The 15,848-nt window shown below is 70.5% G+C and carries 15 protein-coding genes; 10 read left to right on the forward strand and 5 right to left on the reverse strand.

Annotated features, from left to right (window positions below; all coding sequences use genetic code 11):
• Positions 1-3 precede the first annotated feature (3 nt).
• The 7 genes from ASC65_RS12860 to ASC65_RS12890 all read left to right on the forward strand — a co-directional run bounded on the left by ASC65_RS12860 (position 4) and on the right by ASC65_RS12890 (position 7,671).
• Positions 4-252, forward strand: coding sequence for an ACT domain-containing protein (locus tag ASC65_RS12860; RefSeq protein WP_056453953.1), 249 nt, complete (start codon positions 4-6; stop codon positions 250-252).
• Positions 249-1,454 carry a 2-isopropylmalate synthase gene (locus tag ASC65_RS12865; RefSeq protein ID WP_056453955.1) on the forward strand — a complete coding sequence of 402 codons (1,206 nt, stop codon included), beginning with the start codon at positions 249-251 and terminating at the stop codon, positions 1,452-1,454. Before ASC65_RS12860 ends, ASC65_RS12865 begins: the two co-directional genes overlap by 4 nt.
• On the forward strand, positions 1,444-2,901 hold the full coding sequence (gene leuC / locus ASC65_RS12870; protein WP_056453958.1) for a 3-isopropylmalate dehydratase large subunit: 1,458 nt from the start codon (positions 1,444-1,446) through the stop codon (positions 2,899-2,901). The genes ASC65_RS12865 and leuC overlap by 11 nt, the downstream gene beginning before the upstream one ends.
• Positions 2,894-3,484, forward strand: a complete 591-nt coding sequence (leuD, locus tag ASC65_RS12875; protein ID WP_056453962.1) for a 3-isopropylmalate dehydratase small subunit — start codon at positions 2,894-2,896, stop codon at positions 3,482-3,484. The genes leuC and leuD overlap by 8 nt, the downstream gene beginning before the upstream one ends.
• Positions 3,484-4,584 (forward strand): 3-isopropylmalate dehydrogenase, encoded by a 1,101-nt coding sequence (gene leuB / locus ASC65_RS12880; protein ID WP_056453965.1) that lies wholly within the window; start codon positions 3,484-3,486, stop codon positions 4,582-4,584. Before leuD ends, leuB begins: the two co-directional genes overlap by 1 nt.
• A 391-nt stretch (positions 4,585-4,975) precedes the next feature.
• Positions 4,976-6,721 carry an amino acid kinase family protein gene (locus tag ASC65_RS12885; RefSeq protein ID WP_056453968.1) on the forward strand — a complete coding sequence of 582 codons (1,746 nt, stop codon included), beginning with the start codon at positions 4,976-4,978 and terminating at the stop codon, positions 6,719-6,721.
• 2 nt (positions 6,722-6,723) lie between these two features.
• Positions 6,724-7,671 carry a homoserine kinase gene (locus ASC65_RS12890; RefSeq protein ID WP_056453971.1) on the forward strand — a complete coding sequence of 316 codons (948 nt, stop codon included), beginning with the start codon at positions 6,724-6,726 and terminating at the stop codon, positions 7,669-7,671.
• On the opposite strand, the gene thrC is transcribed toward ASC65_RS12890, so the two are convergent.
• The 3 genes from thrC to ASC65_RS12905 are packed head-to-tail and all read right to left on the reverse strand — an operon-like array spanning position 7,668 to position 11,002.
• Positions 7,668-9,047: a threonine synthase gene (thrC, locus tag ASC65_RS12895; protein WP_056453975.1), complete on the reverse strand. Its 1,380-nt coding sequence runs from the start codon at positions 9,045-9,047 to the stop codon at positions 7,668-7,670. The genes ASC65_RS12890 and thrC overlap by 4 nt on opposite strands.
• Positions 9,048-9,095: 48 nt before the next feature.
• A complete protein-coding gene (locus ASC65_RS12900; protein ID WP_056453978.1) occupies positions 9,096-9,716 on the reverse strand; it encodes a glutathione S-transferase family protein in 621 nt (206 codons plus the stop codon).
• Between the two features lie 14 nt (positions 9,717-9,730).
• Positions 9,731-11,002, reverse strand: a complete 1,272-nt coding sequence (locus ASC65_RS12905; RefSeq protein WP_056453980.1) for a NupC/NupG family nucleoside CNT transporter — start codon at positions 11,000-11,002, stop codon at positions 9,731-9,733.
• A gap of 188 nt (positions 11,003-11,190) precedes the next feature.
• On the opposite strand from ASC65_RS12905, the gene ASC65_RS16815 reads away from it, so the two are divergent.
• A complete protein-coding gene (locus ASC65_RS16815) occupies positions 11,191-12,090 on the forward strand; it encodes a DUF4349 domain-containing protein (RefSeq protein WP_162245683.1) in 900 nt (299 codons plus the stop codon).
• Positions 12,091-12,128: 38 nt separating this feature from the next.
• Here the strand turns inward: ASC65_RS16815 and ASC65_RS12915 are convergent, their stop codons facing one another.
• Together ASC65_RS12915 and ASC65_RS12920 are read right to left on the reverse strand one after the other, a co-directional pair.
• Complete coding sequence (locus tag ASC65_RS12915) at positions 12,129-12,716, reverse strand: hypothetical protein (protein WP_156459663.1); 588 nt, start codon at positions 12,714-12,716, stop codon at positions 12,129-12,131.
• Between the two features lie 82 nt (positions 12,717-12,798).
• Positions 12,799-13,677 carry a branched-chain amino acid aminotransferase gene (locus tag ASC65_RS12920; RefSeq protein WP_056453986.1) on the reverse strand — a complete coding sequence of 293 codons (879 nt, stop codon included), beginning with the start codon at positions 13,675-13,677 and terminating at the stop codon, positions 12,799-12,801.
• A gap of 88 nt (positions 13,678-13,765) precedes the next feature.
• On the opposite strand from ASC65_RS12920, the gene ASC65_RS12925 reads away from it, so the two are divergent.
• On the forward strand, positions 13,766-14,497 hold the full coding sequence (locus ASC65_RS12925) for a response regulator (RefSeq protein WP_056453989.1): 732 nt from the start codon (positions 13,766-13,768) through the stop codon (positions 14,495-14,497).
• A 7-nt stretch (positions 14,498-14,504) separates the two neighbouring features.
• A complete protein-coding gene (locus ASC65_RS12930; RefSeq protein WP_056453991.1) occupies positions 14,505-15,848 on the forward strand; it encodes an ATP-binding protein in 1,344 nt (447 codons plus the stop codon).

Below are 15,848 nucleotides of genomic sequence, written 5' to 3' on the forward strand. Positions count from 1 at the left end.
CCCATGACCGACACCCTCATGATCCGCATCGATCGGGCCGACGGCTCGCTTCAGCGTCTCATCGGTCTGGTGGAGCGCCGCGGCTTCCACATCGACGGCCTGACCCTGCGTGACGAAGGCGCCGGGCGCCGCATCGAGATGGCTGTGCGCGGCCGCGACGATGGTCGCTCCGTCGACACCCTGGGCCGCCAGATCGACCGCCTGTTCGGCATGAGCCGCGTCGCCGACTTCCAACCGGAGCAGGCGACATGACCGGCCGAGTATCCAACACCGATCCGAACCGCGTGATCGTCTTCGACACCACCCTGCGCGACGGCGAGCAGGCGCCGGGCTTCTCCATGTCCCCCGCGGACAAGGTGCGCATGGCCGGGGCCCTTGCGGCCCTGGGCGTCGACGTGGTCGAGGCCGGCTTCGCCGCCGCCTCGCCCGGCGACGAGGAGGCGGTGCGCCGCGTCTCCGGCGAGGTCGAGGGGCCGATCTTCTGCTCCCTGGCCCGAGCGAATGAAGGCGACATCGACGCCGCATGGCGCGCGCTGAAGGACGCCCCCAGGAAGCGGATCCACATCTTCCTGGGCACCAGCCCGATCCACCGCGCCGCCAAGCTGCGCATGACGCCGGAACAGGTCCTGGCCTCGATCGAGCGCGCCGTCGGCTACGCCCGGGCCCGCTTCGACGACGTGGAGTTCTCGGCCGAGGACGCCATCCGCACCGAGCCCGACTTCCTGGCCGAGGCCTGTCAGGTCGCCGCGGCGGCGGGGGCCTCGACCCTGAACATCCCGGACACGGTCGGCTATTCGACCCCGGCCGAGATCGCCGAGCTGTACGGCTTCCTCATCGACGCGGTGCGGCCCAGCCATCCGCACGTCGTCTTCTCGACCCACTGCCACGACGATCTGGGCATGGCCGTCGCCAACAGCCTGTCGGCGGTCGAGGCCGGCGCGCGCCAGGTCGAGGGCGCCATCAACGGCATCGGCGAGCGGGCCGGCAACGCCTCCCTGGAGGAGGTGATCATGGCCCTGCGCACCCGCGCCGATCACTACGGCCTGGACACCGCCGTGGACACCACCCGTCTGCTGGCCGCCAGCCGGCTGCTGAGCGAGATCACCTCGACGCCGGTGTCGCGCAACAAGGCCATCGTCGGCTCCAACGCCTTCGCCCACGAGGCCGGCATCCACCAGCACGGCATGATCGCCGACGCCCGCACCTACGAGATCATGCGGCCGGAAGACGTCGGCTTCGAGGGCAGTTTCTTCGTCCTGGGCAAGCACTCGGGCCGGCACGCCGTGGCCAAACGCGCGGCGGTGCTGGGGCACGAGCTGAAGGGCGTCTCCCTGGACGCCGCCTTCGCGGCCTTCAAGCGGCGCGCCGACCAGATCGGCGAGATCGACGACACGGAGCTGACCGCCATCTGCAGTCAGGTTCGTCAAGCGGAGGGCGCCGCCCATGCCGCCTGAAACCCTGCTGGACAAGGTCTGGAAGCGCCACGTCGTCACGCCCGAAAGCGATGACGCGCCAGCGGTGCTGTATGTCGATCTTCATCTTGTGCATGAAGTGACCAGCCCCCAGGCCTTCGCCGAGATCGAGGCGCGCGGCCTGACTGTCCGCCGTCCCGACCGGACGTTCGCCACCCTGGATCACTCGACCCCGACCCTGCCCGCCATCGAGGGCGAGCGGCCCTATGCGACTCCTGAGGCCCGCGCCCAGGTCGAGGCCCTGGAAGTCTCCTGCGCCCGCCACGGCGTCGAGCTGGCCGGTTGGGACAGCCCCGACCGCGGCGTCGTCCACGTCATGGGGCCCGAGCTGGGCCTGACCCAGCCCGGGATGACCGTGGTCTGCGGCGACAGCCACACCGCCACCCACGGCGCCTTCGGAGCCTTGGCCTTCGGCATCGGCACCTCCGAGGTCGGCCATGTGCTGGCGACCCAGTGCCTGGCCCAGCGCAAGCCCAGGGCCATGCGGGTCACCGTCTCCGGCCGGCTGCAGCCCGGGGTCTCTGGCAAGGACGTGGCCCTGGCCATCATCGCCCGCCTCGGCTTCGGCGGCGGCACCGGCTACGTCATCGAATACGCCGGCGAGGCCATCCGCTCGCTCGACATGGAAGGGCGGATGACCGTCTGCAACATGTCGATCGAGGCCGGCGCCCGGGCCGGGATGATCGCGCCCGACGCGACCACCGTCGCCTGGCTGCAGGGCCGTCGGCACGTGCCCAAGGGCGAGGCCTTGGCCCGGGCGGCCGCCGACTGGCTGACCCTGAAGTCCGATGCGGAAGCGGTCTTCGACGCCGAGATCGAGATCGACGGCGCCGCCATCCGGCCCATGGCCACTTGGGGCACGACCCCGGACGCCGGCGCCGCCATCGGCGCGCCGGTGCCGCAGCCGCGCAATGCATCGGACGAAAAAGCCATGCACTACATGGGCTTCGAGCCGGGAGCAGCGACGACGGATCATCCGATCGACGTCGTCTTCGTCGGCTCCTGCACCAACGGTCGCCTGCCCGACCTGCGGGCTGCGGCCGAGGTGCTGCGTGGACGCAAGGTAAAGCCCGGCGTGCGCATGCTGGTCGTTCCCGGGTCCGAGGCCGTGCGCCGCGACGCCGAGGCGGAGGGACTGGACCGGGTGTTCACCGAGGCGGGCGCCGAGTGGCGCATCCCCGGCTGCTCGATGTGCATCGCCATGAACGGCGACTTCGTCGGCCCCGGCCAGCTGGCCGTCTCGACTTCGAACCGCAATTTCGAGGGCCGCCAGGGCAAGGGCGCGCGCACCATCCTGGCCAGTCCGGCCACCGCCGCGGCCAGCGCCGTGACCGGCTTCCTGACCGACCCCCGCACCTTCGCCCGGGAGGCTTCCCTCCTCAAGCAGCCGAGCGCCGCGCGCGAGGCGGTAGGAGTCCAAGATGCCTGAACCCTTCGTCTCCCTGACCTCAAAGGCCGTGGTGCTGAGCCAGGCCAATATCGACACCGACCAGATCATCCCGGCCCGCTTCCTGACCACCACGACTCGCGAAGGTCTGGGCCGCCACGCCTTCCACGACTGGCGCTATGAAGCCGACGGCGCGGCCAAGCCCGAGGCGGTGCTCAACCGCATCGATCCGAGCGAGCGGCGCATCCTGATCACGGGCCCGAACTTCGCCTGCGGGTCGTCGCGTGAGCACGCGCCCTGGGCGCTGATGGACTATGGCTTCCAGGCGGTGATCTCGACCTCGATCGCCGACATCTTCACCTCCAACGCTCTCAAGAACGGCCTGCTGCCGATCGAGGTCAGCCAGGCCGATTGGGACGCACTGGCTGCCGAGCCGGACCGGCCCATCCGCATCGACCTTGAGGCCTGCGAGATCCGCGCCGGCAATGCGGCGCCCATCGCTTTCTCAGTCGAACCCTTCGCCCGCCGCTGCCTGCTCGACGGGGTCGATCCCCTCGGTTGGCTGCTCGCACGCCTGCCCGACATTCACGCCTACGAAGCTTCCCGCCAGCCGGAGACCGCCTGATGCCCGCTCCCAGAACCTACGACATCGCCGTCCTGCCCGGAGACGGGGTCGGCCCCGAGGTCACCCAGGCGGCGCAGACCGTGCTTGCCGTCATCGGCGACTTCTTCGGCCACCGCTTCCGTTTCCACGAGCACCTCATCGGCGGGGCGGCGATCGACGCGACGGGCGACCCGCTGCCGCAGTCAACTGTTGATTCCTGCCTGGCCGCTGACGCCGTCCTGCTCGGCGCCGTGGGTGGACCCAGGTGGGAGGGCGGCAAGCGCCGGCCCGAGGAGGGTTTGCTGGGGCTGCGCAAGGCCATGGGCCTGTTCGCCAACCTGCGCCCGCTGCAGGTGTCGCCGGTCCTGGCGCACCGCTCGCCGCTGAAGCGCGAGATCGTCGAGGGCGTCGACCTGATGGTGTTCCGCGAACTGACCGGCGGCATCTATTTCGGCGAACGCACCCGCACCGCCGAGGGCGCCACCGACCGCTGCGAATACACTGTGGTCGAGATCGAGCGCGTCGCCCGCGCCGCCTTCAAGACGGCCCAGCAGCGCCGCGGCAAGGTGACCTCGGTCGACAAGGCCAATGTCATGGAGACCAGCCGCCTGTGGCGCGAGGTGGTCACCCGCATCCACGCCGAGGAGTTCCCGCGGGTCGAGCTTGAGCACGCCCTGGTCGACTCCATGGCCATGCATCTGATCCGCAAGCCGCGCGAGTACGACGTCATCCTGACCGAGAACATGTTCGGCGACATCCTGTCGGACGAGATCTCGGTGCTGGGCGGGTCGATCGGCCTGCTGCCCTCCGCCTCCCTGGGCGAGAGCGGGCCTGGTCTGTTCGAGCCGATCCACGGCTCGGCGCCCGACATCGCCGGCAAGGACATCGCCAATCCGGTCGGGGCCATCCTGTCCGCCGCCCTGATGCTTCGCCACAGCCTGGGGCTGGACGACGAGGCCGGCTCGATCGAGGCGGCGGTGGCCGCCGTCCTGTCCGCCGGCCAGACCACCGCCGACCTGGGCGGGACCTTGGGCACCCGGGCGGCGACCGACGCCATCGTCGACGCCATCCGCGCCATCCACTGGGCCGCGGCGCACCGCATTCAGATGCATTGGGCCTGACATGGAAGGATCGTGTCATTCCAGCCGCATGAGCGGGTTGCAAATGGCCCTGAAACGCCTGTTTCCCGCGCCGCAGGGCAATTTCCGTGCATCAAGGGTTGACGGACGCCGCCGTCTTGCGTCAGCCTCCCGTTCGAACTTCAGCCTGGAACAGGTCCCGTGAACCCGACGTCCATTCGCATTACCGCCGCCTCGGTCGCCCTGCGCGACGGCGTCGCCGTGCGCGTCATCGGGACCGGGACCATGACCACCACCACGCCCTCGGCGGGGACAGGTTAGCGCGCGCATCAAACTAGGATCGCACCAGACCAAGCCCCGCCGGATCACCCGGCGGGGCTTTTTTCTTTCCGCCCAGCTCTCCCCGAAATCTCCCCATCGAAAGCCTCCGCAAATGTCCCTCGCCCTCCTCTCCCCGCTCCGCCCCGACCAGGCTGACGCCGCCTTCGCGGCCCCAAGCGTGGTGGTGATGAAGTTCGGCAGCTCGGTGCTGCGTTCGCCCGCCGACGCCCCCAAGGTCGCATCCGACATCTACGCCCAGGTCCGCCAAGGCCGCCGCGTCGTCGCCGTGGTCTCGGCCTTCGAGGGCGAGACGGATCGGCTGCTGGCCGAGGCCCGCACGCTGGGCCTGCCGCACGACAACCCCCTGCTGCCCGCCTATGTCGCCATGGGCGAGGAGCGCGCCGCCGCCCTGACGGCCCTGGCCTGCGACCGTGTCGGCCTGGACGCCCTCGCCCTGTCGGTGCGTGACCTCGGCCTCGTCGCCGAGGGCCCGCTGGAGCACGCCCGGCCGCTGCGGCTGGAGCGGGAGGCGCTGGACGCCGCCCTGCTCCGTCACGAGGTGGTGGTGGTGCCCGGCTTCGGCGCCCTGTCGCCCGAGGGCAAGGTCGTCCTGCTCGGCCGCGGCGGCTCGGACTTGACGGCCCTGTTCCTGGCCGCAGAGCTCGGCCTCGAGGCCGCCCAGCTGGTGAAGGACGTCGACGGCCTCTACGACCGCGACCCCAACGCCGATCCCGACGCCCGCCGCTACGATCAGGCCAGCTGGAGCGAAGCCCGCTTCCTCGGCGGCGGCCTGGTCCAGCCGGACGCCATCGACCTGGCCGAGGCGCGCGGCCTGCGGATCGAGGTGCGCAACCACGAGGACGGCCATCGCACGGTGATCGGTCCCGACAGCGCCCCGCCGCGCGCGCCGCTGCCGCATCGCCGCCTGCGCGTGGCCCTGGCCGGCTGCGGCGTGGTCGGCGGCGGCGCCCTGTCGCGCCTGCTCGACGATCCCAGGGTCGAGGTCGTCGGCGTACTGGTCCGCGATCCCGCCCGCCCCCGCGACGTGCCCGGCGCCGACGCCGCCCGCCTCAAGGACCTGCTCGTCGCTGACGCCGCGGCCCTCCTCGATTGTCGCCCCGATGTGGTGCTTGAAGCCTTGTCCGAAGCCGACGCCGGCTACGACCTGATCCACGCCGCCCTCGAACGCGGCGTCGATGTGGCCAGCGCCAACAAACAGGCCGTGTCGCGCGATCCCGCGGGCCTGCTCGCCCTCGCCAACGCCCACGGCGCCCGCCTGCTCTGGTCGGCCTCGATCGGCGGCGGCGTGCCCATGGTCGAGTCCCTGCGCGCCGCCCAGGCCGAGGGTCCGGTCGCCGGCTTCGAGGCGGTGTTGAACGGCACGGTCAACTTCATGCTCGAACGGCTCGGCGCCGGCGCCGGCTTCGACCGCGCCCTCGCCGAGGCCCGCGCCGCCGGCTTCGCCGAGGAGGATCCCTCCTCGGACCTCGAGGGCCTCGACGCCGCCGCCAAGGTCCGGCTGCTGGCCTTCGAAGCCTTCGGCCAGATGCCCGACGCCGCCGACATCGCCCGCGACGTGCTCTCGGCCGACGCCCTTCCGCCCGCCGGCGCAAGACAGCTCTGTCGCTGTCGCCTGGAAGGCGGCAAGGTGGTCGGCGAGGTTCGGCTCGTGTCCGGTCCGATGGACGCGCTGTTCGCCACGCTGAAGGGAGAGGGCAACGCCTTGAAGGTGCTCCGCCAGGACGGTTCGTTCGCCCGCTGCCGCGGCCGCGGCGCTGGCCGCTGGCCCACGGCCGAGAGCCTGCTCGCCGACCTGTCCGAACTGGCCGCCGGCCGCCTCGCGCTCCGGGTCGCCTGACCATGGCCGTCTTCACCCCCGTCGACGAGGCCGACGCCGAGCCCTTCATTAGGAGCCGGGGCCTGGGCGCCCTGCGCGCCCTGGCCCCGATCGCCGAAGGGGTGGAGAACACCAACTACCGGGTCGAGGCCGAGCGCGGCCGCTATGTCCTGACCCTGTTCGAGGGCCGGACCGACGCCGCCGCCCTGCCCTTCTGCCTGGGTCTGACGCGCCACCTGGCGGACCGCGGCCTGCCCTGCGCCCATCCGGTCGCGGACAAGACCGGCGAGACCGTCGGCGAACTGAACGGCCGTCCCGCCGCCGTCCTGGAGTGGCTGCCGGGCGAGTGGCGGCGCGCACCGTCCGTCGCCGACCAGGCCGCCGCCGGCGCCCTGCTCGCCCGCTTTCACCTGGCCGCCGCAGACTATCCGGCGATCCGGGAGAACCCGGTCGGCCCCGCCGCCCGCCGCGCCCTGTTCGACCGCTGCGCCCTCCGCGCCGGGCCCGCCGACCAGGCCCTGCTGGCGCGCATGGCCCCCTGGGTCGACGGCAGTGCGGCAGACCCCGCCGCCGGCCTGCCGCGCGGGCCGATCCATGCGGACTATTTCCCGGACAATCTGCTGTTCGAAAACGGCGCGCCCAGCGGCCTGATCGACTTCTACTTCGCCTGCACCGACGCCCTCGCCTACGACCTGGCCATCGCCCTGTCGGCCTGGGGCTTTGACGCCGACGGCGCGCCCCTCCCCGCCGCCCTGCGCGCCTTCCAGTCGGGCTACGAGTCCGTCCGTCCGCTCAGCGCCGCCGAGCGCGACGCCCTGCCGGCCCTCGGCGCGGTGGCGGCGGTGCGCTTCACCCTGACGCGGCTGCACGACCGGCTCTACGTCGATCCCAAGGCCCTAGTGACGCCCAAGGACCCCGCCCCGTTCCTGCGTCGGCTCGACTGGTGGACCGACCCGGCGCTTGCCGCCTAGGCCAGCGCGGCCAGCACGGCGTCCAACGTCGGATCGACGGTCTCGAACACCTCGGCCCGGCCTTCCAGGCCCTCCAGCTGACGCGGCCGCTCGGGCGCGAAACCAAGCGCCGCCTCGACCGACTCCGGAAACTTCGCCGCATGCGCCGTCGACAAGGCGACCACCGGACCGGCGCTGCGGTCCAGTCGCCGCGCCGCATGCAGGGCCACCGCCGTGTGAGGGCAGATCACTCGGCCGGTTTCGGCGTGAGTCCGGGCGATCTCGGCCGCCGTCTCCGCCTCGCTGACCGACACGGCACGGACCTCCCGACGCAGCGCCGCCAGCAGGTCTTCGGGCAGGACCATCCGGCCGTCGCTTGCGAAGTCCTCGAACAAGCCGCGGGTCAGGTCGGCGTCGCGGCCCGAGGCCTCGAACAGCAGCCGCTCGAAATTGGACGGCGCCTGCACGTCCATGCTGACGCTGGCCGTCGGCGCGGCCTGCGCCCGGGCGTAGACCCCGGTCTGCAGCGCCCGCACCAGGGCGTCGTTGCGGTTGGTGGGGGCGACGATCCCGCCCATCGGCAGGCCCATCCGCCGCGCCGCCCAGCCGGCGAAGGCGTCGCCGAAATTGCCCGTCGGAACCACATAGGTCGCCCGCGCCGCCTGGGCGCCCAGCGCCCGCGCCGCGCCGACATAATAGGGAATCTGTCCCGCCAGCCGGGCCCAGTTGATCGAGTTCACCGAGCTCAACCGCCCGCCTCCGGCCGTACGCGGATCCGCCAGCAGGGCCTTAACCAGCCGCTGGCAGTCGTCGAAGTCGCCGCGCACCGCCAGGTTCTTCACATTGGCCGCGCCGGTCGTGGTCATCTGCAGCCGCTGCACCGGCGACACCCGCCCCAGCGGATGCAGCACCACCAGCTCGACCCGCTCCAGCCCGCCGAAGGCCCGCACCGCCGCAGCGCCGGTGTCGCCGCTGGTCGCGGTGACCAGCCGCAGCCGCTCTCCGCTCGCCTCCAGCGCCGCCTCGGCCAGGACGGCGACCATCTGCATGGCGTAGTCCTTGAAGGCCGCCGTCGGGCCGTGGAACAGCTCCAGCACGAACAGGCCGGGCGCGACCTCGACCAGGGGCGTCGCCGCCGGATCGTCAAAGCCGTCTGTCAGCCTTCGCGTCGCCCGCGCCAGCGCGCCCTCAGGCAGGCTGTCTCCGATGAAGGGCCGCAGCACCGCCTCGGCCGTTGCGGCCGGGCCATCCGCGGTCAGCGCTTCGGGCGACAGGGTCGGCCAGCGCGCCGGCACATAGAGGCCCCCGTCGCGCGCCACGCCGCTGAGCAGGGCCTCGACGAATCCGACCGCTCCAGAGCGGCCGCGCGTACTGACATAGGAGGGCTGGGCGGACATCCCGCCATCTGACGGCGCCGCTTGCTGCGACGCAACAAAAAGCCGCCGTCAGGCTCCGGCCGTCGCCCCGGGCCGCGCGCGGCAATCCTCCAGCCAGCGGGACAGATGCTCGAACTCTTCAGGCGGCCGGTATTTGATCAGCCGGGCGAAATCGAGCCCGACCACGCCGACGATGTCGGCGATGGTGAAACGGTCGCCGGCCAGGAACTCGTTCTCGGCCAGCCGGCGGTTCAGGCCGTTCATCACCTTCTCGGCCCCGAGCCGGTTGTGCTCAGCCACCTGCCGCACCTGCACCGACTCCAGCGCCGCCAGGGCCGGGTGGGAATGCCGGACCGTCAGCATGAGCGGATTGGCGAGGTAGAACTCGGCGCGCCGTGTCCACATCTCGATCACCGCCTCTTCGCGCGCGCCGTTCCCGAACAGGTTCGGCTCGGGATAGAGCGCCTCCAGATAGCGGCAAATGGCGACGGACTCGGTGATGCACTCGCCGTCGTCCAGCTCCAGCGCCGGCACGTGCGGGATGCCGACCTTGGCGCGGTAGTCCGGCGTGCGGTGCTCGCCGGCCATGATGTCGACCTCGACCATCTCGACGTCCTCGATGCCCTTCTCAGCCATCACCCAGCGGACCCGCCGGGGGTTGGGAGCGCGGTGTGAGGTGTAGAGCTTCATCGAACGGCCTCCGCTCAGTCGAATATGGTCGCAGGCATCGCGCCGACAATGCAGGCGGTCATCAGGGTGGCCAGGAAACCGGCGAACAGCGCCTTCCCGACGAGGCCCAGCACCTCCTCGCGACGCTCCGGCATCAGCACGCTGAGGCCGGTGACGGTGATGCCCACCGAGCCGACGTTGGCGAAGCCGCACAGGGCGTAGGTCATCAGCATGCGGGTGCGCTCGGTCATCTCGCCGGCCGGGATGGCGCCCAGGTCGATGAAGGCCTTGAACTCAGTCTGGGTCAGCTTGGTGCCCAGCAGCAGACCCGCGTCGCGCGTCTCCGCCGCCGGCACGCCGGTCAGCCAGGCGACCGGGGCGAAGATCCAGCTCAGGAACCATTCGACGCTGATCGACGGCCCGAAGATCGCGCCGACGATGATGTTCACCAGCGCCACCAGCGCCACGAAGACGATCAGCACCGCCGAGATGTTCAAGACCACCATCAGGCCGTCCGACGTGCCCTTCACAATGGCGTCGATGGCGCTGTCGTACTTGAGAGCCGAGTTGTAGTCGGCCACCGCGCCGCCCTCGCCCGGCTTCTCGGGGATGACGATGCGGGCCAGCAGCACGCCGGCCGGCGCCGAGATGATCGAGGCGACCAGCACGTGGCCGGCGGCGGCCGGCAGGGTCGCGCTGAGCATGGTGGCGTAGGCGACCATGGTCGAACCGGCGACGGTGGCCAGGCCGACCACCATCATCAGGAACAGCTCGGAGCGGGTCAGCTTGTCGAGATAGGCGCGGATCACGATCGGGCTCTCGATCATGCCCAGGAAGATGTTGGCCGCCACTGCCAGGGCCGAGGCGCCGCCCAGGCCCATGGTTCGCTGGAACAGGAAGCCGAAGCCGAGCGTGATCCACTTCAGGATCTTCCAGTGCCACAACAACGCCGACAGGGCCGAGATCACCAGGATCAGCGGCAGGACCTGGAAGGCGAAGGTGAACATCGCGTTCTGGTCTTGCACCGGATAGGGCTGTGGGAAACGGCTCCCGGCCAGATAGCCGAAGACGAATTGGGTGCCCTGCTGCGTCGCCCGGTTCAGGCCGTCGACGGCGCCGGTTATGGCGCTGAGCACGCTGTCCGAGCCCGGGATGCCGAACAGGATCAGCACCAGGGCCGCCTGCACCGCGATCGCGCCGACCGCCAGGCGCCACGGAAAGACGCGCTTGTTCTCGGACAGGCCCCAGCACGCCGCCACGATGACCACCAGGCCGAGCAGGCTCTGCAGGTTCAGCACATTGAACATCGACGCGATTTCCCTCCCGGCTCCCCGCCGGTCCCTCGGCCCTTGAACGCCAGTGCGGGCGCTGTGGCAAGAGGCCGCGATTTCGGCCGCATATGGCCCCGCTTCCGCTTCTTCCCCGTCGAGATTCCGCCCCGATCCGGGCGCGCCATCACGAAACCGTGATCAGCACGGTGACAGGGAGAATGACGATGAAGAAGGCACTGATGACGGCGGCCGCGACCGCCCTGCTGCTGACCGCCTGCTCGCCCGGCGAAAAGGTCGAGGAGGCTCCCGCCGCCGAGATGGCGTCTGCCGAAGCCCCGGCAGCAGACGCCGCCGCCCAACCGGGTTCCGAACAGGCCCGCATTCGGACCGCGCCCGTCGCCCCCGCCGCCGTCGCCCCCGCCCCGCTCGCCCCCATCGCCAAGATCGCCTACGCCTTCAGCTACGCCCTCTCCGTGCCCGAGGACCGCGGCGCCGAGCTGATGAGCCGGCACGAATACGCCTGCGTCAGCGCCGGGCCTGGCCTCTGCCAGGTGATCTCGGCCCAGGCCGACTGGAGCGGGCGCGATCCCAGCGGGCGGCTGGAACTTCGTGGCCAGCCCGAATGGATCAACCGCTTCCGCGCCGGTCTCGCCGTCGACGCCCAGAACGCCGGCGGCCGTCTGGAAGAGGCGGTCACCGACGGCGAGGACGTCACCCGCGGCATCGACGCCGCCTCGACCGGCGCCAAGACCAGCGCCGCCCTGGCCGACCGCATGCGCGAGCTTCAGGCCCGCACTGGCGGCACGACCAAGCAGCGCCTGGAGATCGAACGCGAGCTGGCCGATCTGCAGCGTCAGCGCGACGCACAGCAGATCCAGCTGCGCGAGCTCAACGACCGCGTCCAGTCGGCCCGCCTGACCATCGACTACCGCCAGGGCGGCGTCATGGCCGCCGACAGCCCGACCCGGCCGGTCGCCCGCGCCCTGCAGGACGCCTTCGGCCTGTCGATGGGCATGCTCGGCTTCCTGATCACCGCCGGCTCGGTGATGCTGCCCATCGTCGCCATCGGCGGCGTGGTCTGGTGGGCGGCGGTGCGCCGGAAGCGGAAGCCGATTTCGGCCTGAGCGCCAGGAACGGTCGCGGTCCCCGGGGCCGCGACCATTCAGCGCTCCTGACAGAAACCGGCAGGATCGAAAGACACCAGCCCCTTGTAGTGCACCCGGATCCGCCAGTCCGACATCCGCTCGCGCTTGAAGGCTGTCAGCCGCCCATCCTGCGCCATGCCGACGAAGTCGAAATCGCCATTGTTGGGCCGGTAGAGCGCGACGATCCCGTTGTGCGGCTCATATTCGTAGACGACGCCGGGCTGCACCGGATCGCCGAGAAACCAGGTCACTTCCGCGCTTCGGTGAGGGCTGAGGGGATGATCCTCGCGACCCAGAACCTTTGTCGTCACGCCGGCCGCGGTCCATTCGTCTCCGACCGCGATCTCCTGGCAAAAGCGAGGAATCACGACCCGAAAGGCCGCGCCCGAGGCGCAGTAAACCTCGCTGGTCGAACAGTCTTCTAACGGCCGCGTCTCGAGCCACGAGCCTTCCAGCCCCTGCCTGAAATCAACGACGAAGTCGTCGTAGACGAACATACCGCGTTCGGACCAGCCGGAGTTCGCCGCGGTCTGCGCTTGGGCCACACTGTTCCCGAGCCCTACCGCTGCAAGAAGTGCGAGCACTGACGCGGGATACGAGGCCATCGGCGGTTCTCCGCTGCGAGACATGCATCTCTGCAGAATTCACCGCCGATGACAACCTTAGAGCGAACATCTCAGGGTCGCCCTACAGCTGCCCGCGCACCAGCTTGCCGTAGTCTTCCATCAGGCCCAGGCTCAGCGCGCCGGGGGTGAAGCGGTATTCGCCGATCTCGCTCACCGGGGTCACCTCGGCGGCCGTGCCGGTCAGGAAGCATTCGCTGAAGGTCGACAGCTCTTCCGGCTTGATGTGGCGCACGACCACCTCGATGCCCTTGGCCTTGGCCATTTCGATGACCGTCTGGCGGGTGATGCCGTCCAGGATGGCGTCGACCGGCGGGGTGTGCAGCACGCCGTCCTGGACGAAGAAGACGTTGGCGCCGGTGGCCTCGGCCACATAGCCGCGCCAGTCCAGCATCATGGCGTCGGCATAGCCGCGCTTCTCGGCGGCTGTTTTGGACATGGTGCAGATCATGTACAGGCCCGCGGCCTTGGCCGCCGACGGGGCGGTCATCGGGTCCGGGCGGCGCCATTTGGCCCACTCCAGGCGAATGCCCTTGGCCTTCACCTCGGGATCGAAATAGCTGGGCCAGTCCCACACGGCGATGGCGACGTGGGTCTTGTTGTTGATGGTCGAAACGCTGACCTGTTCCGGCCCCCGATAGGCCACAGGACGCACATAGCAGTCCGAAAGCCCCATCTTTTCGCAGGTTTCCTTGCAGGCGGCGTCGATCTCGGCCACGCTGTATGGAAGGTCGAAATCGAGCAGGTTCGCGGAGCGTTGCAGGCGTTCCGAGTGAGGGGTCAGCTTGAAGATTTCGCCGCCATACATACGCTCACCCTCGAAGACCGACGAGCCGTAGTGAAGGGCATGGGTCAGAACGTGCGTTTTCGCTTCCCGCCAGGGCACGAAATCGCCGTCCATCCAGATCCAGCCGTCACGATCGTCGAAAGGAACGAAGGCCATTGAATAACGTCTCCCGCGTAAGTCTTCGGGTTAGACCCGTCGGAATCGCTCAGGTCAACGCCTGCCGCGCCCCCATGGCCGCTTCGTGATGAGCGATGTCCGTCCCTATGGCCGTTCGGGCCCCATCGCGGGCCCGGGCGCCGGTCGTCACCTGCTGGTCGTCGACGACGACGACCGCATCCGCGAACTGCTGAAGGAATTCCTCGCGCGCGAGGGCTATCGGGTCACCGGCGGCGCCCATGCGGCGGCCGCCAAGCGCCTGATGGAGCTGATCGAATTCGATCTGGTCATCCTCGACGTGATGATGCCGGGCGAGAGCGGCTTCGACCTGACCACCTGGGTGCGCTCCAAGGCCGAGACCTCCAAGACGCCGGTCCTGCTGCTCACCGCCCGCGGCGATCCCGACGACCGCATCGAAGGCCTGTCCCGCGGCGCCGACGACTACATGTCCAAGCCGTTCGACCCGCGCGAACTGGCGCTGCGCGTCGACGCCATCCTGCGCCGCACCGGCGGAAAGCCGCTGACGCCGCGCGAGATCAAGCTCGGGCCGGCGGTCTTCGACATGGAGCGGCTGGAGCTGTCCAAGGACGGCAAGCCCCAGCGCCTGACCGAGGCCGAGGCCCAGTTGCTCAAGACTCTGGCCATCCACGCCCACGCCCCGGTCGAGCGCATGAGCCTGTCGCCCGACACCGCCGACATCACCGGCCGCGCTGTCGACGTCCAGGTCACCCGCCTGCGCCGCAAGCTCGAGGCCGATCCCAAGAACCCGCGCTACCTGCAGACCGTGCGCGGCGTCGGCTACATGCTGGCCCCGGACTAGGCCTCGCATGCGGCTGCTCCCCGCCGGCGTCTGGGCCCGGGTGCTTAAGCGGCGCCTGCCGACCTCGCTCTGGGGTCGGTCGCTGCTGATCATCGTCCTGCCGGTGCTGGTCATGCAGGTGGCCGTCACCTGGGCCTTCTTCGACATGCACTGGCAGACGGTGACCGCCCGCCTGTCCGAAGGCCTGGCCGGCGACGTCGCCTGGATCGTCGAAAGCTATGCAGAGGATCCGACGCCGGCCAATCTGGCCGTGATCGCCGATCGGGCGGAGCGCACCATGTCGCTGTCGGTCGCGCTGCAGGACGGCGCCACCCTGCCCGCCGAGCGCCGACGCGGCCCGATCGGCGTGGTCGACCGCGCCCTGGGTCAGGCCCTGGAGGCCCGCGTCGACGAACTGCTGTGGTTCGATACCGTCCGATATCCCGCCTATGTCGATATCCGGGTGCAGCAGCCGCAGGGCGTACTGCGCATCATCGCCCCGCGCGAGCGCGCCGTCGCCACCCAGGCCCACATCTTCGTGGTCTGGCTGCTGATCGCCACCGTCCTGCTGATGGGCGTCGCCATCCTGTTCATCCGCAATCAGGTCCGCGCCATCGAGCGGCTGGCCGAGGCCGCCGAGGCCTTCGGGCGCGGCGAGAGCCAGGAGCGGTTCAAGCCGCACGGGGCCCGCGAGGTCCGCGCCGCCGCCAAGGCCTTCATGGACATGCGCGACCGCATCCAGCGCCACATCGACCAGCGCACCGCCCTGCTCGCCTCCGTCAGCCACGACCTGCGCACGCCCCTGACCCGCCTGCGCCTGGAACTGGCGCTCGCCCCGCCGTTCAAGCGCGCCTCGGCCATGCAGGGGGACATGGACGAGATGGAGCATATGATCGACGAATACCTCGCCTTCGCCCGCGGCGAGGCCGGCGAAGCGGCCCAGGCCGTCTCCATTTCCGACCTGCTCTCCGCCGCCGCCGAGGACGCCCGCCGCGCCGGGGCCGAGGTCGAGGTCCGCGTCCCGACCGGGCTGACCGCCAGCCTGCGTCCCCTCGCCTTCAAGCGCGCCATCACCAACCTGGCCGGCAACGCCGCCGCCCATGGCGAGCACGTCCGCCTGGCCGCCCGCGAACTGCCCTCGGGCGGGCTGGAGGTCACCGTCGACGACGACGGCCCCGGTATCCCCGACGACATGCACGAAGAAGCCTTCCGGCCGTTCTCGCGCCTCGACGACTCGCGCAATCAGAACCGCAAGGGCGTCGGCCTGGGCATGGCCATCGCCCGCGACGTGGCCCGCGGCCACGGTGGCGACATCACCCTGGGCCGCAGCGACCTGGGCGGCCTCAGCGCCGTCATCCGCCTACCCGGCTGA

The sequence above is a fragment of the Brevundimonas sp. Root1279 genome (genome assembly GCF_001425945.1).
GTDB lineage: Bacteria > Pseudomonadota > Alphaproteobacteria > Caulobacterales > Caulobacteraceae > Brevundimonas.